Origin of the sequence: Polyangium jinanense (assembly GCF_028435265.1) — a bacterium.
In the GTDB taxonomy this organism is placed as follows: Bacteria; Myxococcota_A; Polyangia; order Polyangiales; family Polyangiaceae; genus Polyangium; species Polyangium jinanense.
The window spans coordinates 493,209-515,279 of the sequence record NZ_JAGTJK010000004.1; the positions used below are offsets into that span (position 1 = coordinate 493,209).

Genomic DNA, 22,071 nt, shown 5'->3' on the forward strand with positions numbered 1-22,071 from the left:
ATCGTATCACGGAATGGCGAACGACCATATGACCGTGAGCGGCTTTCCCTCGAATGGCTGTACGATTACCTGCCGGAACGCGCGATCCACGCACGCCCCGACCTTCGTCCCCACGAAACGCTCGTCGAGCGAGACGGCCGAGACCGTCCCCTTCGGATCGAGGACGAGCGCGACCTTGCCGTTGCCCTTCGGCTGCTCCTCGTCCTCGCGCTTGCAGGAGGCCGCGACCACCTTCGCCTGCGAGAGCTTGGAGTACGCCTCGCCGAGCACCACGGACCGCGCCACGGGCCCGCCGCGCGGCTGCGGCAATGCCGTCACCGGCCCCGTGAGCCCGGGTTCGACGACGGGCGGCGGGATGTGCTCGGTCTCGCGCAGGAGGTCTTCGAGCGGCTCGGGCAGCTTCGCGTTGTCGCGCTCCTGCTTGACGAGGTACTCGTCGAGCTGGCGGACGACGCTCGAATCGAGCGCCGTGGGCTCCTTCGGCTCGGAGGGCGACGCCTTCGTCTGGGGCGTGAGCGAGCCCTGCACGAGCTTCAGCGCCGTCAGCGCCGCCTTCGCCTCGGCCTCGCGCTTCTCGGCCTCCTTTTGCCCCGAGACGGCGCGCTCCCGGTCGGCCTGCGCCTTCGCCTCGCGCGCGAGCGCGAGCGCCGCCTCGGCCTTCGCCATGGCCGTGTCCGCCTCGGCCTGCGCGCGCTGGGCCTCGAGGTCGACGTACACCGTCCCCGCCCCGAGCGCGATGGCGCCGGCCAGGATCCCCACCACGCCCCCGATGATCCGGCTCCGCTGCGCCGCCGCGACGCTGGCCGCGTAAAACCGTTTTGCCGCGCCTTCGAGGCGCATCTGCCGCGCCCGCAGGATCTCTTCGAGCAGAAGCAGGCGGCGCCTTCGCCAGAGGAGCTCGGGGTCGGGTTTTTCCTCCCAAACCTTCGCGGCCTCCTCGAAATCCTCGATGACGAGGCGCTCCTCTCGCTCGCTCGCGACCCAGTCCCGGAGCTTCCCCCAGTGCACGAGCAGCGCCTCGTGGGCGAGCGTCACGAGCTCGACCTCGCCGTCCTTGCGCCGCTCGGTCTCGCGCAGGACGAGCCGCGCCTCCGCGAAGACCTGCACGACCGCGCGCGCTGCGGGGCCGAGCTCGCGCACGAGCTCTCCGATCCGCCGCGTCATGCGCGCTCCTGCGGGCGTCGTCAGCGAGAGCAGGATGCGCTGCACCATGCGCTCGGTGCCCGCCTCCTTCACCGCGCGATCCATGGTCTCGTTCGCGTGCCGCGAGAGCGCCCCGGAGAACTCGATCGCGCGGAGCGACGATCGCGTGATGAGCTTCCTCGCGCGATCGCGGCTGTGCCAGAGCTCGCGCAGCGCGAACTCGACGAGCGGCATCGATCCGGCCGTCGTCTCCAGCGCTTCGAGCAGCTCCTTGCGCAGCCGCGGATCCTCGAACGTGTAGCCGTAGCTCTCGAACGCCGCGTCGATGACCTCGCCCCACGCGGCCGATCCGAGCGGCGAGACGAGCACCGCGCCGCGCGTGATCACGCGGCCCACCTGCTCGTGCGCGAGGATCGGATCGAGCAAATCGCGCCGCGCAGTCACCACGACGCGAAGCCCCGGCCAGGGACGCTCGCCGAGCCGCGCGAGCAGATCGAGCGTCCACGTCTGGCTCTTTCCGCCGGGGCCCTGCGCGAGCGTGGCGATCTCTTCGAGCTGATCGACGAGCAGCACGAGCCCGCGCTTGCTCTGCGAGAGCCACGCCTCGACGCGCGCGGCCGCCTCTTCGGGCGAGCGCTTCGGATCGAGGCCCATGTGAAAGAGCGCCGTCGTGAGGACCTGCCGCGGATCGGTGCCGGGCGAGATCAAAACGGTCTCCCATTGCCGCGGACCGCCGAGCGCGCCGTCGGCGATCGCGGGCAGGATGCCGGCGCGCGCGAGGCTCGATTTGCCGCTCCCGCTCGGGCCGAGCAGCGCCGCGAGGCCACGCGTGCGCAAGACTTCGAGCGCCGCCGCGACCTCGACCCTGCGGCCGAAGAACACGTCGCGGTGCTCCTTCTCGAACCGCTCGAGGCCACGGAATGGGCCGTCCTCTTCCGGCGGCAGCGCGCGCCTTCGCCCGACGAGCGCGCTGCGAATGCGTTCGAGCTCGATGGCCACGATCTCGGCGGATCGAGGCCGCCCCTCCGGCTCGGGGGCGAGCAGCGCGTCGACGAGATCGCCGAGCGAGGCCGGGAGTTCCGACACGAGCTCGGCGAGGCGCGGCGGCTCTTTTCGCCCGTGGAGGACGTCCTCGTCGAGCGAGCCCCGGCCCGCCGCGGGCGTCCGACCGACGAGGCAAACGAAGAGCACCGCGCCGAGCGCATAGAGATCACTCGCGCTCGTCGCGGGCGAGAGAGCACGCCAGCAGACTGGATCGACGAACCCGCGTTTTCCCCCGATCGCTTCGAGCGGCGAGCGAAAGCCTCGATCACTCGGGCGATCTCGCGGCGTACTCGGCGCGCTCGGGATCTTCGATCGCATCGAGGGAATGGTTTGTCCTGGCGTGGCGGTCGACGCGGCCGAGATGCCGAAATCGATCAGCTTGTACGCCGCGGGCGTGCCGAGCAGGGCGGCGTCGACGACCACGTTCGCGGGCGAGATGTCGCGGTGCACGAGCCCGGCGCCGTGGACCGCGACGAGCGCCGAGGCGATCGCGATGCCGGCGTCGATCGTCTCGCGCACGGACAGCGTCTGCTTGTCGCGCAGCCGCTCGCCGAGCGACTCGCCCGCGACGTACTCCATCGCGAGGCCGATCACGCCGCGCGTCTCGTCGACGGGGAGCTGGTAGAAGCGCACGACGTTCGGGTGCTCGACGCGGCAGAGCCGGGCGGCCTCGTCGATGATCGCTTGCCGGCCCGCCTCGCCGCCCGCGTCGAGCGAAAAGAGCTTGACCGCCGAGAGCCTTAGCTTCGTCGTGCCCGCGGTCTCTTCGGCCAGCCAAACCGGCGCGAAGCCGCCGCGACCGAGTTGCCGTACGAGCCAGAACGCCCCGATGCGCCGCTCGGCATCGGGGAGATCGGTCAGCCGACGGACGGCTTCGGGCAGGGCGCTCGACATGCCAGGGCGGACATTGTCACGAGGCCAGGGCGGCGTGTCAAATGGAGCTGACGCGGGATCGAGCTAGGTGCGCGTGCGCCGGAAGAGGTCCTGCACCACGTCCACCCGATCGGCGGCGATGCGGAGCATCCAGTGGCTCACGCGATGGTCGGGAATCGCATACGCAATGAGGCGCAGCCTGCCCGAGAGACCACGCGGCGGCAGCGCCGTGCTGAAGACGGGCGTCGTGCGGGTCGTCTCCATCTCCGGCCGCGTCCGCGCCGCCTCGTCGAGAGGCTGCTGTTCGGGCTGGATCCAGTGCGCGTTGCCCATCGGGCGCGGTGACGTCTCGCGCGGTACGCCCGGCCTGTCCATCAGGTCGCGGTCGGCGCCCCAAAAGGGCAGGTCATTCGGTCGATGTTCCTTCCTTTGCATCTTCGCCTCCCTTCTGGAAAGTCACTTGGTCCCTGGCGGAATGAGCGCCACCTTGAGGACCCCGTCCTTGCGGGCATTGAAGAGGCGATACATCTCGGCGGCCTCCTCGAGCGGCACGCGATGGCTGATGAGCGCCTTCGGGTCGATGCGGCCCTGCCGGATGTGCTCGACGAGGCGGGGCATGTAGCGCTTGACGTCGCATTGACCTGCTTTGATCGTCAGGCCTTTGTTCATCGCGCTGCCCACGTCCACGAGGTTCCACGGCGGCCCGTAGACGCCGATGATGGAGACCCTGCCGCCGCGCCGCACCGCCTGGATCGCCCAGTTCAGGGCCACGGGCGATCCGGCCTGGACGCGGAGCGCTTTGCCCAGGACGCCGTGCAAAAGGGACCCTTTGGCTTCGAGGCCGACGGCTTCGATGCACACGTCCGGGCCACGACCCTCCGTCATTTCGAGCAGCCGCGAAACGACGTCGGGGTGCTCCTTGAAATTGATGGTCTCCACCGCATTGTACGTCCGGGCGAACGCGAGGCGGTCATCGATGGAGTCGATGGCGATGACCCTGCGCGCGCCAAGGATCCACGCGCTCCTTTGCGTGAAGAGCCCAACGGGCCCGCAGCCGAAGACGGCCACGGTGTCCTCGGGCGTGATGTCGCCCATTTCCGCAGCCTGGTATCCGGTGGGGAGGATATCCGAAAGAAACAGCACATCCTCGTCGGAGAGGTCGTTCGGGATCTTCATCGGCCCGACGTCGGCGAACGGGACCCGCACGAGTTCGGCCTGTCCGCCCTGGTAGCCGCCGGTCGTGTGGGAATACCCGAACACGCCGCCCACGACCTTCGTCAGCGGATTCGTGTTGTCGCAAAGCGAGGTCCGCTCGCGCTGGCAGAAGAAACACGTGCCGCAGGCGATGTTGAAGGGCACGACCACACGATCGCCGCGCGAGAGGCTCGCGACCGAGGGGCCGACCTCCTCGACGACGCCGGTGAACTCATGGCCGAAGATCGTGCCGACGCGCGTGTCGGGGATGTAGCCGTTGTACAGGTGCAAATCGGAGCCGCAGATCGTCGCGCGTGTCACCCGAAGAACGATGTCGTTCGGATGCTCGATCCGCGGCTCGGGATTTTCCTCGACGCGAACCCGCTTTGGACCATGGTACGTGAGTGCCAGCATACGTGATACCTCTCCCGAGGTACACGAATGCAAGAGGCAGACCGGCGGTTAGCGGGCCGAACGATTCCGAGAGAATCGCGTCAAAGCTGGAATTGCGGGCGTCACTTCGCCGGCGGCGGCACGTCGAAGAAAAGCGACATGAAAAAGACCCGGTCGTGGGTCCACCCCGAAGCATCCTCCCGGCTCCGGAGCATGAAGCCTGCGTCGAGGCGCGTTTGGGGCGAGAGCATTCGCGCGAGGCCGATCAGCGCGCGGTTTTGGTTCAGACCGAGCCCCGAGAGATCCACGAGCACCTCGTCCCAGACGAACGGCAGCCATTTCGCGCCCTTCGGCGCGTAGTTGATCCGGAGCTGATTGCGATACCGGTACCTCGTCTCCGTATCGCGGAACCTCGCCTCGAACCGGTTCCGGTCGTTCCACGTGAAATCGCCGATACGACCAAAAAAGTTCGGCTCGAACTCGAAACGCGCCTCCTGCGCGAATGCGCCCGTGGCCAGGCGATCGGCGTAGATCGTCCCCTGGACGCCGATGAACAGGAAGTCGGTCAGGAAAAACAGGGGGCCCGTCCGCAGGAACGACTGGTGCAGGCCGCCGCTTCGACCGTTCAGGCGCGACTCGGCGTACACGCGGAGGTCGATGCGGGGGAACGTCGGCTTGTCCGCGCGGACGATCGGCACGCGGTTCTCGGACCAGAGCCAGACTTCGTAATCAGCGTGCGCCTCGGACGCGAGGCAGAGCGCGAGGAGGGCGGCAGGGACGGCGAGGGCGCGCTTCATGCCCTGCAGTCGAGCCACAGGTTTCGTTGGTGGTCAAGCGATCGGGCGCGCCTAGCTCTGATCGAGCACCGCGGACGTGCTTTGCCAGCTGCCGATGTCCCGCGGCACGAGGTTCGCCCCGCCACCACGCGCGTCCATGACACGCGCCCCTTCGTGCGTGAACGTGATGCCGACGAGGGGCGGCGCCCCCGGGTCCTTTTCGTAGTACGTCCGCCACACCGGCGACGTCGAGCCTGCTTGCCGACGCATCACCGAGGACATCGTCACGATCCACGGCAGGCCCACCGGATCGAGCGCCATCGCCACGGGCCGATCCTTGGCCTCGACCTCCTCGGGGATCACCGCGCCTCGATCCAGGCCGAGCACGAAGCCCTCGCCCGCGGCCCACGAGAGCCGCTCGCCGCTGCAGAGCGCCGTGTACAGCGCGGGTTTGTCCTGCACGCCCGTCGCGTACACCGTCGTCTGTCCGTCGTAACTCGCGAACAGCGCGCGCCCGCGCGTGCCCCTCGCGTTCGCGCCCACGACGAGCATGCCGTAAGGACCCGAGGACAGAGCGAGCACGTGACCCGACAGCGGGAGCGCGACGGGCGCGGACCAGCCCTCGTCGTTCCAGAGCCAGAGCTCGGGCAAGCTGTCCTCGTCGCCCTCCACGGCTGCCGTGACGACGGCGAACGTCTGCCCATCCCCGAGTGCCGCTTCGATCGGCGTCTCGCGCGGAGGGAGCACGAGCGGGACGATCTGACCCGGCCGCACGAGCCGCACATGCGACGGGCCGACGAGCGCAAAGCCCGCGTGCGGGCCGCGCACCACGAACGTCGTCGCCGCGACGACCGACGCGTCCTTGGGCCCGATGGGGATGGGCAACGCGCGTGGGCCCCAGAGGTACATCAGCCGCCCACCGAAGCGCACGAGCGCGCGGCCGTCGGGCTGGAACGCGACGTTGCCGGGCCTGAGCGGCGGCAGCATCACGCCTTTGATCTCGACGGGCAGAAGCTCGACGATCTCCGCGGTCGGCTCGAGCGTCACGGCGGGGCTCGCGAGCGCCTGCGTCGTGCGGAACGCGGTCGTCGCGCGGTCCTCGCGCGCGGCGCGGGCCTTCCAGCGCGCGGCGGCCGCTTCGAGCAGGGGCAAGAGCGCATCGGCGAAGGCGCGTGCGGAGTCGAACCGCGAAGGCGCCTCACGCGGGGCGAGCGCGCGCGCGGCCTCCTCGTTTCGCAAGGGATCGGGCAAGGCCGGCGAGGCGGCTTTGCCGAGCACACGATCGAGCTCGGCGAGCGTCGCGCGATCGGCGGCGAAGCCCGGATGCAAGCGCGGCGCGGTCACGAGCGATCGGCGCTCGCCGGTCACGAGAAAGCCGTTGTCCCAGGGCCCGCGGCACCAGTGCTCGCCTCCGAGGACGAACCACACGACGGCGGCGAGCGCGTGCACATCGGTCCACGGGCCGATGAGCGGATTCTTCTCGCCGGGGCGCGAGAGCCACTGCTCGGAGCCTGCGTACTCGCGCGTGAGCGCGGCGATCGTGTACGTCGCGTCGGCGACACGGGCGATGCCGCAGTCGGCGATCTTCGGCGTCTCGTCGCCGACGGGCCCGACGATGAGCACGTTGTCGGGCTTGAGATCGCGGTGGATGATGCCCTCGTCGTGGAGCGCGAGCACGCCCTCGACGATGCCGCGGCAGAGGCGCAGCGCGCGGATCGGATCACATCCGTCGGGCGCGCGCGTGATGCGATCGGCGAGCGACGATCCATCGGGCCCGCCGTCGACGTACTCGAGCGCGAGCCAAGGCAGTTTTACGGTCCGCCCGCGCACGTCGACGGGCGCCTCGCCCATCCCGTAGAAGCCCACGACGAACTCGGTGGGCGGCGTGCGGTCCATGATGCGGCTGAGGGCCGTGGCTTCGCGCTGCGCGAGCTGCCCTGCGAAGATCCCCTCTTGCATGAGGTCCGACACCATGGCCGGCTTCATGACCTTCACGGCGATGCGGGGCGGACAGAGCGGCGAGAGCGCGCTCGAACGTCTTGTCGGATCGACCTCGGCGAGGAACACGCTCGACATGCCGCCCACGCCGAGCAGCCTGGCGAGGCGTGCGCCGGTGGGGCTGCCCCACGCGTCTGCAAGCGGGGGCGCGCCGCGCGCGAGGTCGCGGAGATCGACGTCTTGGGAGCGCAGGAGCGGCATGCTCGGGGAGCGATGGTAGGCGCGGATGGTGCCTGCCGTCAAAGTGCGCGACAGACGGGCGCGGGCGGAGGTGGGGGGCGCGCACGTCGCAGGGCTTGAAAGGGGAAGCCGCGCCCGGGTTCCAGAGTGCCTGCGCGCGTTCGCCGCGCTCGGGTTCGTCGGAAAGCTCAACGCAATCGACGCCGAGACCAAGGAGCTGCCCCCGGCTCGCCGGACCGGAGGAAGCTCGCCACGCCCGTCCTTGAGCGGTGCGCGAACGGGCGCGAAGCATCGGCAGGGCCCAGAAGGGCATGATGTGTGGTGTCGAAGGGTTCTGGATTTGTCTTGCAGATTGGGACCGTGTCGTGAGACCCATACTTCCGTGGGCCTGGGTGCTGCCGGGAGCTTCTGGTCAACGAGCCACGTTTGCGCCGCGGGGGGGCGGGCTGTAGCGTCGATCCGCAGCGCAGCGCCCCTTCGCCTCTCATCAATCAAGTGGGCTCACGATGCCCAGGGGGTCGCGATCGATGATGTGGGTGTAGATCATCAGCGCGGAGAGGTGGTTATGCGGCTGCGGGCTAATTCCACAGTTAGCCGGAGGAAAATCGTACGATGAAGCCTGCAGCCTTTCTAGATTATCCTGTCATCGATCACCTGCTTCGCATCGACGATGGCCGCTACTTGGGGAAGCACCAGGCAGCTCTGCTTGAGTTGCGAAGTCGTGCTCGGGCCGCAGAAATATCGCTCTGGATGTCCGAGATCGTACAGGTGGAAATGGCCCACGGGCAGCAGAACCCGCGGCTGACGCCGGAGAAGCGCACGCGCGCGGAAGCGAACGACGCACGCAAAATTACGATCGCTACCGACATGGGCGTGCGCTGGCTCGCGTATCCGTGTGCAAAGACGAACGACGAGTACACCCTGCTCGACATCTCTTTTCGATGCGCTGGGTTCGAGTGGAACGAGGCAAACACGCTCGAAGGCGAGCTCGAACAGATCAAAGGCATCTCCAAAGGAGACGCGCGGCACCTGGTTTCGTGGATTTTTGGATGCGATACCGCGGCGCTCGACTTCCATCCAACGCTCAACTGCTTCGTCTCCGAGGATGAGCCATTGCGCGAGGCGTTGCTCCAGTTCCAGCCGCGGGCTGCCAATCAGGTTCTCCGCGAGGCGAAAATTTTGTCGGTTGCGGAATTTGTTGCGCTCGTTCGTACATAACCCGGCTAACAAGGCGCTGGATCTGACGAGCGCTTCGCGCCCGCGGCTCAGCGCCAGGCCGTTAGCCGCGCAAAGGACGACGCACGATGACGGGTTCCGGACAACTTCTGATCGAGGGGTTCCATCCCGGTGAGCTTCCTGAAGCGCTTGGTCCAGAGCTCGAAGCAGAGGCCGTGAGCGGTCGCCCGCTCGTGGTACGAGTCGGGACAGCCGACGTGCTCCTCTCGCTCGCCACCGAGGGCAGTGTCCTTCGGACGGAGCTCGCCCATGTTGACGGCGGGGGTGAGGGTGTGCTGCCGGCTTTGATTCCGGCTTTCGTGCGGCTGGCCCAGCGCCGAGGCGCTGCTGAGATCGAGTGGCTCGTCTTCGCGACGAGTTGCGCGCGCCCGAATCCAAGAGTGCGCCCCATTCTCGAAAGGCGTGGCTTCGTGGTTCGGGAGATCCCCGGGCGCGGCTTCTGCTACCATCGGCGAGATGCGGTGGAGTGCAGTCACGATGCCCGAACCACTTCCGGAGGGACCGAAAGGGCCGGCTAACAAGCGGCTGGTGCTGACGGTGCGCCGAGCTTCGCTTTGCTCGGCACGGCGCACCGCAGCACACCCGCGCGTTAGCCGTCATTGGAGGGCTCGTGGGCAAGATTGATCTCAAGAGCGAGTTGAAAGACCTGTACAAGCCTTCCGCAAAGGAGGTGGTCGAAATTGACGTTCCTGCGTTCAACTTTCTGATGGTCGATGGCGAAGGGAATCCCAACACATCCAAGAGTTACAAAGAGGCGGTAGAGGCTCTCTATTCCGTTTCATACACCATAAAGTTTGCACTAAAGAGGGAGAAGGGACTCGACTACGTGGTAATGCCACTTGAAGGTCTGTGGTGGGCGGACGACTTGACTAGCTTCAACCACGGTGAAAAGGAAAGTTGGAAATGGACAATGATGATCATGCAGCCGCCGGAAGCTGCAAAGCAGATAGTCGAGTCGGCGATTGCAAGCGTTCAAGACAAGAAGGGACTGCCCGGGCTTCAAGGCATTCGTTTTGAAAAATTTAGAGAAGGTCGGTGTGCGCAAACATTGCATGTAGGCCCGTTCTCGGCGGAAGGTCCGACAATCCAGCGGGTGCATGACTACATATCAAGCCGTTCTGCCCTTAGGGGCAAGCACCATGAGATCTATCTGAGCGACATTCGAAAAGCGGCACCTGAAAAATGGAAGACAATCATCCGTCAGCCAATGGAATGACGGCTAATGATTCAATTGAGTCGACGCCACTTTGTGGCGTGGCTTAATTCAGACGGTAGGCCTCGCGCAGGCCCACACACTTCAGGAGAACTCATGTTTGACCACGTCAAATTCGGAGTCAGCGACTATGCAGCGAGCAAAGCGTTCTTCCTCAAGGCACTCGAACCGCTCGGCGTAGCTGTTGTCTCGGAGGGGCCGCCGACGTACGGTGTCGAACTTAGCCCAAAGGGTGGTAAGGCTTCATTGTGCCTGTACCAAACCGAGGAGAAGCCGGCGCATCTTCACTTGGCGTTCACGGCCGAGAATCGCCAGCAAGTCGAAGCTTTCTATCGCGCGGCTCTGGAGGCGGGTGGCAAAGACAACGGTGCGCCTGGTCTGCGCCCGCAATACCACGCGAACTACTATGCAGCTTTCGTCATTGGTCCGGACGGGCACAACATCGAAGTGGTTTGCCACGAACCCGAGGCCTGACCCTTCGTTGCACCCGACGTGCTAAAGCAGGCTTCGCCTGCTTCTGCCCGCGGGTGAACTCAAACGTTTGGCGGAAACCGACCAACCGGAGCATAAGGCCATGCCAGGCAGGCTTCGTCGGTGGAACGTAATCAACAGAGGCGTTGACCTCGCAAGAAAAACGGAGTGATCAGGCACATGTTGGAGTGGTTGCGAAATGCTTGGCGAAAAGCCTTCTCTTCACGGGCAGAGTTGCCTCAGGTCGAGCCTGCCGTGCAGGTCGCGGTGGCCCGTTGCTATCGCGAATCATTCCCCGAACGCATGAATCCACCCGTGTCGTTTTCCATTGTTGCCGACGAAAATGACTACTTCGTTGTGGCGGCAAGCAACCTTGAACCCGGATGTCTGGACTTCTTTCGTGTCGCCAAGGATACTCATCTCGCAACACTGGTCGAAGAAGACCAACTCAAATACCGTCCTCGAAATCTCAAGTGACCACGCGATGAACACCGACCGGCTGCCCCGACGGGTTCTCGCGAAGCGTTGGGCGGGCAGCCACCCTCTAGACGGCAGCTTCGTTCCGGCTCGGGCTGAGCCGAGGGGCCGCGAGAGGGCCATCGGCAGAAGCGTCGCGCTCGCGTCTCGCCAGTCGCAAAAGGGTGCAGAGACCTGCTAGGTTTGCCCGCCGTGGTTCACCGGATCCTGCTTCAACTGCGCCTCACCCTTTACACGCGTGCGCCCGAGGCCTTCGCCTTCGAGCTATCGGAGCGCTTCCGGCAGCTCCGGATCGCCGGGATGGTGGACGGGCGCGTCCTGCCGGACGGCGAGGTGAGCGCGCTCCTCCACGGGCTGACGTCGCTTGCAGGCGAAGCCATCCCCTCGCTCACCCGGCGCAACCCGAGCGTGGCGCTCAACGTCGTCGAGGTTGCAAGGCTCGCTTCGCTACGGGCCGGCGTGGAGCAGGCGCTCGTGGCCCGGGCCCCCCACCTCGGCCCCTTGCTCGAGGTCTTCGGGGCGCGCCCGGCGGCGCGGCAGTACCGGCTTTCCACCTGGCTCACCGACTTCGCGGCGGTGACGGGACGGCTCCGCAAAGTCTCCCCTGACGATTTCGTGGACGCGGTCGGCGAGGGCCTGGATCCCTGGGCCGAGTACGACAAGATAGAGGGCCGATGGCAGTTCCACGAGAGCGGCTCCGCGGAGGTGCGGTGGCTGCTCTCCGCCATCGGCTGCGAAGACGACCTCGCCACTCACAAGGGGAAGCGCTGGGTTCACACCTTCGACCACCGGGACGGGGACGCCTGGGAAGAGCTGCCGAAGATGATCGGCGTGCCAGAGGACGAGGACTTCGACGCCGAGCTCCAAGCCTGGAGGGAGAGCGAAGAGACCATGGATGTGTTCGATTTCGTCGACCTCTGCAACGCCCGCGCCCATGCGCTGGGGTGCGAGCTGCGCCTGTTCTCCGTCGAAACCCACGGAGACGACCACCTATTCGTGGCGCTGCCGCCTCTGGCCTGCAAGTCCGCGGTGGAGCGCGGACTCCTCGAGGTCACGCCCTATGTGCCGCATCTGTCGACGAGGCCACGCTGGTCGCTGTGGCACGCCGGCGTGGTGCTGCTCGCCGGCGTGCTCGCCCTCGCCCTCGCCTACGCTCTCTACCCAGCCGCACGCACGTCGATCGAAGCCGTTTGCCTCCTGGGTCCTCTGATGCTCGCGATCATCTGGGGGAATCGATGGATCGAGCGCACCCTCGCCGCGCGCTTCCCAGCGGTGGTGCGCGCGCTCAAATCGCTGCGAGAGCGGTGAGCTCCACCCGCATCGGAAGGCAGAACCGCCCAACGACGTGTTGCAGACCGACGGAGCACGCCGCCTCGCTCCGCTCGGCAGTGTATCCCGCGGCTGAACAGTGCGTTATGCCGAGAGGATGAGTGATGCGAATAACCTCGCAGGCAGACGCTGAGCGGTTCCTTCGCGCGACACAAGCCGGAGCCGAGTTCGGGTTCAAGCTCTCGCACACATCATCATGGCTTGAATATCTGCAACTCCTGCTCAAGGAAGCTGCAACTTGGTGCGCCATGCGCATCGACCACTTGTCGCCGAAGGACTGCTTCCGCCAGGAAACTGTCCGCCCGCGAGTTTTACCCCGTGACCGCTGGGACTGCGTTAGAGATATCGCCTACAATCGGCGCCGCGCGCTCGAAGGGCGCCGAATTGCGCTTCCTTCAGCGCACGAAGGAAGACTGCTCGTGTACTTCCCGGATCTGGACCTCGCAGACGGTGCAGCGGAGGTCGCTTCAAACGGCTTCTTCGATGTAAACAACGCGCCTCCGTATGGAAGCTGGGTCGCCTATTTCGAGGACAACGACGCTGAGGCGTCTTCTCGCTCGATTCTGCTGTCGTGGGTGCCCGATGCGTTCATCCCGCTTGCAGACGCGGGCGTACAGGTAAATCCAGAAGGATGCATCGTGTGGCTTGATGAGCTTGCGTCACCTCTACGTCAGGCAGTCGTATATGTCGGGTTCAACTACCGATGTCCGGCATAACGAGCAGCTGGATCCAACGACGCCCGCCGCGTGGAGGACTGAAGTCTTGCGAATAACAGGAATGTCATGGGCACGCTGCAACCTCGACCTCGGCGGGTTTCGCGGCTCACCCGCAGGCCGTTCGCCGTCATTGGAGGGCTCGTGGGCAAGATTGATCTCAAGAGCGAGTTGAAAGACCTGTACAAGCCTTCCGCAAAGGAGGTGGTCGAAATTGACGTTCCTGCGTTCAACTTTCTGATGGTCGATGGCGAAGGGAATCCCAACACATCCAAGAGTTACAAAGAGGCTAAAGTTTGCACTGAAGAAGGAGAAGGGACTCGACTACGTGGTCATGCCACTTGAAGGCCTGTGGTGGGCGGACGACTTGACTAGCTTCAACCGCGATGAAAAGGAAAGCTGGAAATGGACAATGATGATCATGCTGCCGCCGGAAGCTGCAAAGCAGATCGTCCAGTCGGCGATTGCCAGCGTTCAAGACAAGAAGGGACTGCCCGGCCTTGAAGGCATTCGCTTTGAAACATTTAGAGAAGGTCGGTGTGCGCAAACATTGCATGTAGGCCCCTTCTCGGCGGAAGGTCCGACAATCCAGCGGGTGCATGACTACATATCAAGCCGTTCTGCCCTTAGGGGCAAGCACCATGAGATCTATCTGAGCGACATTCGAAAGGCGGCACCTGAAAAATGGAAGACAATCATCCGTCAGCCAATGGAATGACGGCTAACGATTCATTCAGGCCGACGCCGCTTCGCGGCGCGGCTTCATTCAGACGTTAGGCAGACTTTGGCATGTACAGCGTGCCAGCCCCGCAGCCAATGATTTTCGCCAAGAGGAGCTTCGAAATGACCATCACCATTACCGCCTTTGAACGATCGCCCGATGGCGGCAAGGGACTGGCGCGTGATACGCGCGTTCGCTGGGCGCTTGAAGAAGTGGGCCAGCCTTACGAGGTTCGGCTTGTTTCGTTCCGTGCGATGAAGGAACCCGCGCATCTGGCGCTTCATCCTTTTGGCCAGATTCCGACCTATGAGGAAGGCGATCTCGGCCTGTTCGAGACAGGAGCGATCGTGTTCCATATCGCCGAGCGCCATGCGGGCCTGCTGCCAGAGGATGCCAATGCCCGGGCGCGTGCGATCACGTGGATGTTTGCCGCGCTCAACACGGTGGAGCCGCCGATCCTTGAACTCGGAAACGCCAGGATCCTGGAGAGCGATAAGCCCTGGAGTAACGAGCGCCTGCCTCTCGTCGAGGATCGCGTCCGCAACCGGCTGAAACAACTTTCCGCTCGCCTGGGCGATGCCGAATGGCTCGACGGTGCATTCAGCGCGGGCGACCTGATGATGGTGTCGGTGCTACTCAGGCTGAAATCATCGGGCATTCTGAACGAATTTCCGAACCTGGCCGCCTATGTCGCCCGCGGCGAAGCGCGGCCCGCCTACAAGCGGGCTTTCGATGCTCAAGCGGCGATCAACACCGGCAAGCCACCGACCGGCTGATTGAGATCCGGCCTGGGCTCGAAGTCGTCATCCGTCATCTACGATGGCCAGTTTGTTCACTCAACGCGCCGAGCGGACTGCGGGGAGCATTGATGCCGGTATTTTTCGCGTACTTAGACCTGAACCACTTCATCACACTTGCGAAGCTGCGGCAGGCAGGGACAGTTCCATGACGACCTGGATCCGTGAAGTCTGCGAAACGAACGGCATCAACATCCACTACCTCCGAACTGGAGGCGCCAAGGATCCCGTCGTTCTGCTCCATGGATTGATGGGGAGCGGCGCCTGCTGGACTCCCCTGGCGCGGGCGCTCGAAGGTGAATTCGACGTCGTCATGCCCGACGCCAGAGGGCACGGCGGTTCGAGCGCGCCGCACCACGGATACCGGTACGACGATCACGCGAGCGACGTCGTAGGCCTCATCCGCGGCCTTTCGCTCTCTCGTCCGGTTCTGCTTGGCCACTCGATGGGCGGCATGACCGCCGCGGTGGTGGCGAGTCGAGGGGCGGGGATCATCCGCGGCCTCATCCTGGTCGACCCGACGTTCTTGAGCCCCGAGCGCCAACGCGAGGTGCGCGACAGCGACGTCGCCGATCAACACCGCCAGGCCCTCGGCTTACAGAAGTCGGACCTCGTTGCGCAGGCCCGAGCCCGACACCCGCGTCGCTCGCCCGAGATCGTCGAGCTTCAAGCCGAGGCGAGATTGAAGACTTGCATGGGCGCGTTCGACGTACTCACGCCGCCCAACCCCGCGTATCGCGACGTGGTGAGCGCGATTGACGTCCCGAGCCTGCTCGTCATGGGTGACTGTAGCCCCGTCGTCACGCTCGAGATGGCAACGGAACTGCGGAGTCTCAACCCACGTGTACGAATCGAACAGGTACAGGACGCCGGCCACGGCCTTCCGTTTGAACAACCCGAGCGCCTGGGAGAGGTAGTCCTGTCGTTCTTGCGTGAGCTGGTGCAAGAAAACTCGACGTTCAGCGCGACATCCACGGGGGATGATGTCTTGCTGTAGCTGGGGAGCATTTATTGGCGATCATCCGAGACCTCCCGGGCACTGTGCTCAGAATTCGTGATCTCGAGGAATGAGCGTACGAGCGGATCCTCTTCGTCAGCGGCGCGCCATACGGAGCGACCAAGGATGACGACGTCCAGGCCACGAACCCGCTTGAGGACCGCTCCAACTCGGATGAAGGGTGCGGCGCTCTCCGTAAAGAAGCTGAGGCCCTCGCCGCTCGCGACGAGCGTGACGAGGGCTTCGTTGTCCGCCTCCTCGTGGGCGATCTCGAGCGTTTGGCCATGCGCTCGGAACGCGGCGATGACGTCATCATAGAGCCGCGGACTCCGCTTGCGCGGGATCCATAGGAAGCGCTCGTTCTTCAGGTCGGCGATCCGCAGTGTGCGTCGTGTGGCGAGTCGATGGCTCTTCGACATTCCCACGCTGAGACGATCGCGAAACAGCACGCGGAAGTGGACGAGCGGGTTTTCTACCGGCGGATGATAGCCGTACCCTAGCGAGATTTTGCCATCGCGCAGAGCGGCGACCTGCTCCTCACTCGGTAGCGGCACGAGGCGCACCTCGACGCGCGGATGACGTGCGCGGAACATCTGCACGACCCTGGGCAGCAGGCCGCTGTAGGCCATGCCGCCCTCGAATCCGACCACGACCGTTCCGATGCGGCCCTGCGCCGCCTCGAGGGCGTCCTCGACCGCGCGCGTGGCGCGTGCCAGCGTGGCGCGCGCACCTTCCAGGAAGCTACGGCCGGCGGGGGACAGCTTTACCCCGCGTCCTTTGGCGATGAAAAGCTTGGCGCCGATCTCCTCCTCGAGCTGGGCGATCTGCCGGCTCAACGGCGACTGCGAAATGTGAAGCCGCTCGGCGGCCCTTCCGAAGTGCTCCGTTTCAGCGACAGCGACAAAGTACCGCAGATGACGTAGCTCCCATGATTCAGACCTATAGGGTCTGGAACCGTTGCGATCAATGTCATGGTCGTATCGAACGCGAGGTCGTACGTTCTTCGACACATCGAAGCGGCCCTGCTCGAGGTGGACCATGTGCCCAACGAACGGCGCGCCAGCCGTCGTGGAACGACCCTTCAATGCGGGGAATGCTCGGCCCGTGCGCTTGCTGGACACGTGGGACCCCTCCAATGGTAAACACGAATCGCACTGTGACCTTCCACGACGGCGACGGTGGCTTCGCCACCACGCGCCTCGAAGCGATGCTTGGGTGGGCGCGCAAGTACTCGCTCTTCTGCTATCCGTTCGTGACTGCGTGCTGCGGCATGGAGTTCATGGCGCTTTCCAGCCCGCGCTTCGATCATGCACGCTTCGGCGCGGAAATACCGCGCTTCTCGCCGCGTCAGGCGGACCTCCTTTGGGTTGTCGGAACCATCAGCCAGCGTCAGGCGCCGGCGCTCCGTCGGATCTACGAGCAAATGCCGGAGCCGAAGTACGTCCTCGCGTTTGGCACTTGCGCCAGCTCGGGCGGCTTCTACCCCGCCCCGGCGTGGTCAAGCCGCGCACGGATCCGCTGAAGGACTTGGTTCAGCTTCGCAAGAAGAGCGAAGAGTCCACATGAGACGTGATTCGCGCCGAAATCAGGACAGGCGGAGCGACAGCCCCCCGGCTTTGCCGGGGGATTCTTACAGGGTGGCCATGCTGACCCGTGTCAAGGGATGGCTTACAGACAGGCGTGTCCCGCTGCTCGTCGCGCTTCTCGCGATTCTCCTGCTTCTGCCTACGCTCGGGGCGGGGGCGTTCATGGACGATCACGTGCACCGGATGGCGTATCATCCGACGTTCACGCAGCCCGGGGGCCCCGCGGCGACTGGGATCTTTTCCGCTTCCTTGGAGACGATCCTGGCGCGTTGAAGTCCCTCCGCGATCAGGGGCTATGGCCGTGGTGGACCGTCGACGGATTCAAGCTCGCGCTCTTCCGCCCCCTCGATTCGCTGTGGCACGCGCTTGATTACCGCGTCTGGCCGAACGCGCACTGGTTCATGCACGCCGAGAGCATTCTTGTCTTCGCAGCGACGGCCTTCTTCGCGGCCCTCCTTTATCGAAGGCTGCTCGGCGCCACGGTCGCCGCAGGGATCGCCGCGCTGATCTTCGCGGTCGACGACGCCCATTCGACGGACATCGGCTGGGTTGCGAACAGGCACGCGGTCCTCTCGACGCTGTTCGGCGTGCTCGCGCTCGTCGCGCACGATCGTGCCCGCCGGGACGGCTGGAAGCCGGGCGTCTTCCTCGCGCCGCTCGCGCTCCTCGGGGCTGTGTTCTCTGGAGAGAGCGGGCTCAGCGCCCTCGCGTATCTCTTCGCCTACGCCCTCTTCCTCGATCGCGCACCCCTGCGCTCCCGCGCGGTCGCGCTCCTCCCGCACGTCGGGGTTGCTCTGGTCTGGTTCGCGGCATACAAGCTTGGCCGCTATGGCGCCGCCGGCGGCGCGTTCTACATCGATCCGCTGCGACAAACGGGGGCGTTCATCCGCGCGGTGGGTGTGCGTCTGCCGGTGCTCCTCGCCGGGCAGATGGCGGCGCCGCGCGCCGACGTGTGGATACTCTGGCCGCCGAATGAGACACGCAGCCTCGTGTCGATTTGCCTGCTCGTCTTGCTCGTCGTGGGGGGCGGGATCTTCGCCGTGCTGCGCCGTGATCGCAATGCCGCGTTCTTCGCGCTGGGGATGGTGCTCTCTCTGCTGCCAGCTTGCGCGGTTTGGCCGAGCGATCGGCTCTTGCTCTTCGCGGGGATCGATGGCGCCGAAGGACGGACGCTCGTGGTGGTGAGCGCGCCCGATAGCATGATCGTGAATACGGTGATGGCGGCGTGGGTCAACGAGACTGCGCCGTTGCCTTCGGCGCTCCGCGTGCTCTCGACGGCGGTCGGCGGGACGCTGAAGGTCGGCCGCGCGGACGATCGCACACTGTCGGTGACCCTCTCGGACGGCTTTTTCCGTGATCCGATGGCGACCGTGTTCCGGGACATGCAGAAGGCCCCGCTGCGCATGGGAGACCGCGTCCCGGTCGGGGCGATGGTGGCGGAGATCGTGTCCGTGACCGAGGATGGCAAGTTGCCTTCGCGAGTCGATTTCCATTTCGATCGGTCGCTGGACGATCCGTCGATCGTGTGGGTTGTCTGGGAGAAAACCCGATTCGTGCCGTTCGTGGCGCCGAAGGTTGGGGAAACGAGGGATCTTGTGGTCGTGTCGTATCAGACGGCGGTTGGCGGGTAGCGCGGTAGGGAAGCTCCTCGACGCGATGACGGTGGCCACGCGCCGAGGTAGCACCCGTCGGTGCAGGCGACCCAAGGAAGCGCAATCCAAGCTCCCGCCGGTCCTTCGGTTAAGGTCCTCCTGCTGCTCCACCGCATCCGCCGGCCCCCGAGGTGCCGCCATGGTCGAGGTGATCCCCGAGTTGGCGGGCTACGCCGAAGAAAAGGCACCAGGGGAGCGCGACCCGAGGCGCCCTTCCGTCTACAAAGGCCGTGGTTCCGAGGATTTGACGGACGCAGAGCTACCGGAGCGGAATTCGACTCCGCCTCCACTCCCGCGCCCGCCTGTCGAGATTCAGGTCGCTCGCGAGATCGCGGGTGGGTGCCAATCTGCATTGACCGCCGGCAGCTTCGGCCAGTACAGCCGCATGGTGAGGTTGAACGCGCCTTGCTGTGGTGCCGGCAGCCAGTTCGACCGCCTCGGATCGGCCTCGTCCATGGAGCGCTGGACGTACAGCGTCACGGAGCCATCGGGGCCCTTGGCCAGGTTGTTTCGCGTGCCCAGCGAGAAGCGGTCGATGGCGTTCGGGACCTGGTATCCCTGCTCGTCGTACATCGTCACGGACCAGAAGGCGTTCACCGGTGGCAGTTTGTCGGCCTCGAAGCGCAGCGTGTAATGCATGGCGCTGTCCAGCGCGGTGCTCGTGGAATCCTCGTAGCCGACCGGATAGATCGCGTCCTCCGGGAGATTGGCGCCCAGACCGATCAGGGCAATGATTGCGCGGCGGAGGTAGCTCGTCCCGTAGGTCCCCATCAACTCGTTCGCGTAGGTCCAGCCATCCGTCATCGGCGTGATGGAGACCTGCTTCGCCTTCATCTGGGCGAGGGCGTCGGGGGCCGCTTTCTTGAAGGCGTCTTGCACCGCCGCCGGGGCTGCGTTGAGGTCGAACGGCTGGCCCGCCACGAAGCCTGCCCGCGCCAAGCGCGCGAGGATGGGGTAGTCGTTGAAGTGCGCCGGAATCCGGCGCATCAGGTCCGCGCCATAGGCGAAGAACGCCGCGGGCGTCATCTCCTCCACGATGTCCATCGGCTCGTCGAGGCTGATGTCATCGCCGTCTGACCCCTCGGGCGGCGGCGGCGGCTGCCCGGCTTCGTAGGCGGAGAGAGGGATGATCTGGAGGCCATTCTGGAACTCGTGCACGCTGGCATAGTCGGATTCACCATTGCACTGCGTTCGTCCGATGATCCAGACATACGGCGTCGACGCGTCGATCCGTTGCAGGTTCAGGGCCGGGTTGATCGTCCCCTTCCACCCCGGGCCGACGATGACGAGCTGCTGGGCCGCTGTCCCCGTCGTGCGGGGGCCGGGGCAGGCGAAGACATCCGTCCACATGTCGAGCATGGGCAAGAGGTAGTAGCGTCCACCGGACGCAGGGACCTTGATGACCATGGGCTCGCGCACGAGATCGAGCCATGCGCTCGAATAGAGCGTGTCGAAGTTGGGTCGCACCACGGTGCGGTCTGCCGCCCCCGGGAAGCGCGGGTTATTCATGAACACGTTGGCCGGGGCTCGCCAGGCGGCGAGGTCGATCTCCTTGACGTTCGTCATCTGCCGGCGCGTCACGTCCATCAACACGAGGGGATAGAGATATGTATATCCCTCGCAGCCGATCTCGTATGCCGTCTCGAAGTCCAAATCAGCGTTCGTCGCCATAGGCTCCTTTCATCGAGCGCGCAGCGCTCGACGTTCCATTCGCGGGTAGGAAACCGCTCTCCTGGGACCAGGTTCCGTCGCGCTCCGCGCTTCGCTGCTGCTGAATGCCTCAATCGCGAAGGGCGCGACTCACCCCCGTGAGCGATCGCGGCGATTCTGCCGAGATCGCTCACGGAGCGTCAATCCGTCGTCATCCTCCATCGCTTCAGGCGAGGATGCAACCGCGAAGAATGCATCCGCCTGCTTATCTTGCGTTTCATGGACAGTCCGCTGCCGTTTCTGTACAGGCGAATGGTCACGGCTCCGTGTCGACGGAGCCCCCGGCCGTTGCCGACAAGCGCAGCGAGCATGTCGACGAAGCCCCCGGCCGTTGCCGACGAGCCCGGCGAGCATGTCGACGAAGCCCCCGACCGTTGCCGACGAGCGCGGCGAGCATGTCGACGAAGCCCCCGGCCGTTGCCGACGAGCGCGGCGAGCATGTCGACGAAGCCCCCGACCGTTGCCGACGAGCGCAGCGAGCATGTCGACGAAGCCCCCGGCCGTTGCTGACAACCGCAAGCGAGCATGTCGACGAAGCCCCTCCTCGTTGCCGACGAGCCCGGCGAGCACGTCGACAAAGCCCCTCCTCGTTGCCGACGAGCCCGGCGAGCACGTCGACAAAGCCCCTCCTCGTTGCCGACAAGCGCGGCGAGCATGTCGACGGAGCCCCCAGCCGTTGCCGACGAGCGCGGCAAGCACGTCGACAAAGCCCCTCCTCGTTGCCGACGAGCGCGGCGAGCATGTCGAGACCGCTCGAGGCAACCGCTACGACGACAAATCCCCCGGGCACTCGGTCGAGAGCGGCAGCTCGACGCAGAAGGTCGACCCCCGGCCGACCTCGCTCGACAAGCGAATTCGGCCCCCGTGCGCCTCGACGATGGTGCGGGTGATGTAGAGGCCGAGCCCGAGCCCCCCGTAATGCTTCGACGACACGCCGCGGCGAAATCGTTCGAAGAGCTGCGCCTGCACTTCGGCCGGGATCCCGATCCCGCGGTCCGTCACCGACAGCCGCGCCACCCGATCTTCCCGGGTGATGGCGATGTCGATCGGCTGGCGTTCCCCGAACTTGATCGCGTTGGTGAGGAGGTTGGTCACGACCTGCTCCAGGCGGTGCGGGTCCCACCGGCCGATGACCGCCTGCTCCGCGCGCACGGCGAGCGCGCAGCCTGATTGCGCGATCTGATCGCCGAGGTGGGCGACAACCTCGTCGACGAGCGCGCGCAGCTCGACGGGCGTTGTGTGCAGCTCGAGCCTCCCCGCCTGGATCCGGGAGACGTCGAGGAGCATATCGACGAGGTCGCCGAGGCGCTTGACCTGACGGCCCGAGAGGGCGACCGCGGAGCGCACGCGCTCGACGTCCATGCCCCGCGCGAGCCTTTGCCCCAGCGATTGAATGGCGAGCTGTAGGCTGGTGAGCGGGGTGCGGAGCTCGTGCGAGGCAATCGAAAGGAAATCGTCCCGCAGGTGCACGGCCTCCTCCGCTGCCGTGCGCGCGCGCCGCTCGTCGAGGAGGAGCTGATCGCGCTGCTCTTCGGCGCGCACGCGCGCGGTGATGTCGCGGAAGCTCC

At 65.6% G+C, this 22,071-nt stretch carries 20 protein-coding genes; 12 read left to right on the forward strand and 8 right to left on the reverse strand.

Annotated elements, in window-relative coordinates:
• Positions 1-6 precede the first annotated feature (6 nt).
• The 5 genes from KEG38_RS12925 to KEG38_RS12945 all read right to left on the reverse strand — a co-directional run bounded on the left by KEG38_RS12925 (position 7) and on the right by KEG38_RS12945 (position 7,622).
• Positions 7-3,081 carry a serine/threonine-protein kinase gene (locus KEG38_RS12925; protein ID WP_272419717.1) on the reverse strand — a complete coding sequence of 1,025 codons (3,075 nt, stop codon included), beginning with the start codon at positions 3,079-3,081 and terminating at the stop codon, positions 7-9.
• A gap of 63 nt (positions 3,082-3,144) precedes the next feature.
• Complete coding sequence (locus tag KEG38_RS12930; RefSeq protein ID WP_272419718.1) at positions 3,145-3,495, reverse strand: hypothetical protein; 351 nt, start codon at positions 3,493-3,495, stop codon at positions 3,145-3,147.
• A 21-nt stretch (positions 3,496-3,516) separates the two neighbouring features.
• A complete protein-coding gene (locus KEG38_RS12935; RefSeq protein ID WP_272419719.1) occupies positions 3,517-4,668 on the reverse strand; it encodes a zinc-dependent alcohol dehydrogenase in 1,152 nt (383 codons plus the stop codon).
• 101 nt (positions 4,669-4,769) lie between these two features.
• Positions 4,770-5,444 (reverse strand): DUF2490 domain-containing protein, encoded by a 675-nt coding sequence (locus KEG38_RS12940; RefSeq protein ID WP_272419720.1) that lies wholly within the window; start codon positions 5,442-5,444, stop codon positions 4,770-4,772.
• A 51-nt stretch (positions 5,445-5,495) separates the two neighbouring features.
• Positions 5,496-7,622, reverse strand: coding sequence for a protein kinase domain-containing protein (locus KEG38_RS12945; RefSeq protein WP_272419721.1), 2,127 nt, complete (start codon positions 7,620-7,622; stop codon positions 5,496-5,498).
• A gap of 591 nt (positions 7,623-8,213) precedes the next feature.
• Here KEG38_RS12945 and KEG38_RS12950 point away from each other — a divergent pair.
• The 9 genes from KEG38_RS12950 to KEG38_RS12990 all read left to right on the forward strand — a co-directional run bounded on the left by KEG38_RS12950 (position 8,214) and on the right by KEG38_RS12990 (position 15,555).
• Complete coding sequence (locus KEG38_RS12950; RefSeq protein WP_272419722.1) at positions 8,214-8,819, forward strand: hypothetical protein; 606 nt, start codon at positions 8,214-8,216, stop codon at positions 8,817-8,819.
• 628 nt (positions 8,820-9,447) lie between these two features.
• Positions 9,448-10,053 (forward strand): GyrI-like domain-containing protein, encoded by a 606-nt coding sequence (locus tag KEG38_RS12955; protein WP_272419723.1) that lies wholly within the window; start codon positions 9,448-9,450, stop codon positions 10,051-10,053.
• A gap of 93 nt (positions 10,054-10,146) precedes the next feature.
• Positions 10,147-10,524 (forward strand): VOC family protein, encoded by a 378-nt coding sequence (locus KEG38_RS12960; RefSeq protein ID WP_272419724.1) that lies wholly within the window; start codon positions 10,147-10,149, stop codon positions 10,522-10,524.
• A 177-nt stretch (positions 10,525-10,701) separates the two neighbouring features.
• The gene (locus KEG38_RS12965) at positions 10,702-10,998 is read left to right on the forward strand and encodes a hypothetical protein (RefSeq protein WP_272419725.1); all 297 of its coding nucleotides are present in this window, start codon (positions 10,702-10,704) and stop codon (positions 10,996-10,998) included.
• 192 nt (positions 10,999-11,190) lie between these two features.
• The gene (locus KEG38_RS12970) at positions 11,191-12,306 is read left to right on the forward strand and encodes a hypothetical protein (protein ID WP_272419726.1); all 1,116 of its coding nucleotides are present in this window, start codon (positions 11,191-11,193) and stop codon (positions 12,304-12,306) included.
• 125 nt (positions 12,307-12,431) lie between these two features.
• On the forward strand, positions 12,432-13,043 hold the full coding sequence (locus KEG38_RS12975) for a hypothetical protein (RefSeq protein WP_272419727.1): 612 nt from the start codon (positions 12,432-12,434) through the stop codon (positions 13,041-13,043).
• 244 nt (positions 13,044-13,287) lie between these two features.
• On the forward strand, positions 13,288-13,758 hold the full coding sequence (locus KEG38_RS12980; RefSeq protein ID WP_272419728.1) for a GyrI-like domain-containing protein: 471 nt from the start codon (positions 13,288-13,290) through the stop codon (positions 13,756-13,758).
• A gap of 125 nt (positions 13,759-13,883) precedes the next feature.
• Positions 13,884-14,537, forward strand: a complete 654-nt coding sequence (locus tag KEG38_RS12985) for a glutathione S-transferase family protein (RefSeq protein ID WP_272419729.1) — start codon at positions 13,884-13,886, stop codon at positions 14,535-14,537.
• 43 nt (positions 14,538-14,580) lie between these two features.
• Complete coding sequence (locus tag KEG38_RS12990) at positions 14,581-15,555, forward strand: alpha/beta fold hydrolase (RefSeq protein ID WP_272419730.1); 975 nt, start codon at positions 14,581-14,583, stop codon at positions 15,553-15,555.
• Between the two features lie 11 nt (positions 15,556-15,566).
• Here the strand turns inward: KEG38_RS12990 and KEG38_RS12995 are convergent, their stop codons facing one another.
• Entirely contained in the window at positions 15,567-16,595 is a 1,029-nt protein-coding gene (locus KEG38_RS12995) for a LysR family transcriptional regulator (protein ID WP_272419731.1), read from the reverse strand.
• 116 nt (positions 16,596-16,711) lie between these two features.
• On the opposite strand from KEG38_RS12995, the gene KEG38_RS13000 reads away from it, so the two are divergent.
• From KEG38_RS13000 to KEG38_RS13010, 3 genes are all read left to right on the forward strand, one after another.
• Positions 16,712-17,077: an NADH-quinone oxidoreductase subunit B gene (locus KEG38_RS13000; protein ID WP_504970457.1), complete on the forward strand. Its 366-nt coding sequence runs from the start codon at positions 16,712-16,714 to the stop codon at positions 17,075-17,077.
• A 121-nt stretch (positions 17,078-17,198) separates the two neighbouring features.
• A complete protein-coding gene (locus KEG38_RS13005) occupies positions 17,199-17,414 on the forward strand; it encodes a hypothetical protein (RefSeq protein ID WP_272419732.1) in 216 nt (71 codons plus the stop codon).
• Positions 17,411-18,772, forward strand: coding sequence for a hypothetical protein (locus tag KEG38_RS13010; protein WP_272419733.1), 1,362 nt, complete (start codon positions 17,411-17,413; stop codon positions 18,770-18,772). The genes KEG38_RS13005 and KEG38_RS13010 overlap by 4 nt, the downstream gene beginning before the upstream one ends.
• A gap of 333 nt (positions 18,773-19,105) precedes the next feature.
• Here the strand turns inward: KEG38_RS13010 and KEG38_RS13015 are convergent, their stop codons facing one another.
• Entirely contained in the window at positions 19,106-20,464 is a 1,359-nt protein-coding gene (locus tag KEG38_RS13015) for a DUF1254 domain-containing protein (protein ID WP_272419734.1), read from the reverse strand.
• Positions 20,465-21,268: 804 nt separating this feature from the next.
• Positions 21,269-22,071: sensor histidine kinase (locus tag KEG38_RS13020; RefSeq protein ID WP_272419735.1), on the reverse strand; the 803-nt coding region annotated here is incomplete at its 5' end.

Coding starts and splice junctions, on each gene's coding strand:
- KEG38_RS12925 (WP_272419717.1), bottom strand. CDS start 3,081: ATGTCGAGCGCCCTGCCCGAAGCCGTCCGTCGGCTGACCGATCTCCCC.
- KEG38_RS12930 (WP_272419718.1), bottom strand. CDS start 3,495: ATGCAAAGGAAGGAACATCGACCGAATGACCTGCCCTTTTGGGGCGCC.
- KEG38_RS12935 (WP_272419719.1), bottom strand. CDS start 4,668: ATGCTGGCACTCACGTACCATGGTCCAAAGCGGGTTCGCGTCGAGGAA.
- KEG38_RS12940 (WP_272419720.1), bottom strand. CDS start 5,444: ATGAAGCGCGCCCTCGCCGTCCCTGCCGCCCTCCTCGCGCTCTGCCTC.
- KEG38_RS12945 (WP_272419721.1), bottom strand. CDS start 7,622: ATGCCGCTCCTGCGCTCCCAAGACGTCGATCTCCGCGACCTCGCGCGC.
- KEG38_RS12950 (WP_272419722.1), top strand. CDS start 8,214: ATGAAGCCTGCAGCCTTTCTAGATTATCCTGTCATCGATCACCTGCTT.
- KEG38_RS12960 (WP_272419724.1), top strand. CDS start 10,147: ATGTTTGACCACGTCAAATTCGGAGTCAGCGACTATGCAGCGAGCAAA.
- KEG38_RS12965 (WP_272419725.1), top strand. CDS start 10,702: ATGTTGGAGTGGTTGCGAAATGCTTGGCGAAAAGCCTTCTCTTCACGG.
- KEG38_RS12975 (WP_272419727.1), top strand. CDS start 12,432: ATGCGAATAACCTCGCAGGCAGACGCTGAGCGGTTCCTTCGCGCGACA.
- KEG38_RS12980 (WP_272419728.1), top strand. CDS start 13,288: ATGGCGAAGGGAATCCCAACACATCCAAGAGTTACAAAGAGGCTAAAG.
- KEG38_RS12985 (WP_272419729.1), top strand. CDS start 13,884: ATGACCATCACCATTACCGCCTTTGAACGATCGCCCGATGGCGGCAAG.
- KEG38_RS12990 (WP_272419730.1), top strand. CDS start 14,581: ATGGCCAGTTTGTTCACTCAACGCGCCGAGCGGACTGCGGGGAGCATT.
- KEG38_RS12995 (WP_272419731.1), bottom strand. CDS start 16,595: ATGGTCCACCTCGAGCAGGGCCGCTTCGATGTGTCGAAGAACGTACGA.
- KEG38_RS13005 (WP_272419732.1), top strand. CDS start 17,199: ATGCTGACCCGTGTCAAGGGATGGCTTACAGACAGGCGTGTCCCGCTG.
- KEG38_RS13015 (WP_272419734.1), bottom strand. CDS start 20,464: ATGGCGACGAACGCTGATTTGGACTTCGAGACGGCATACGAGATCGGC.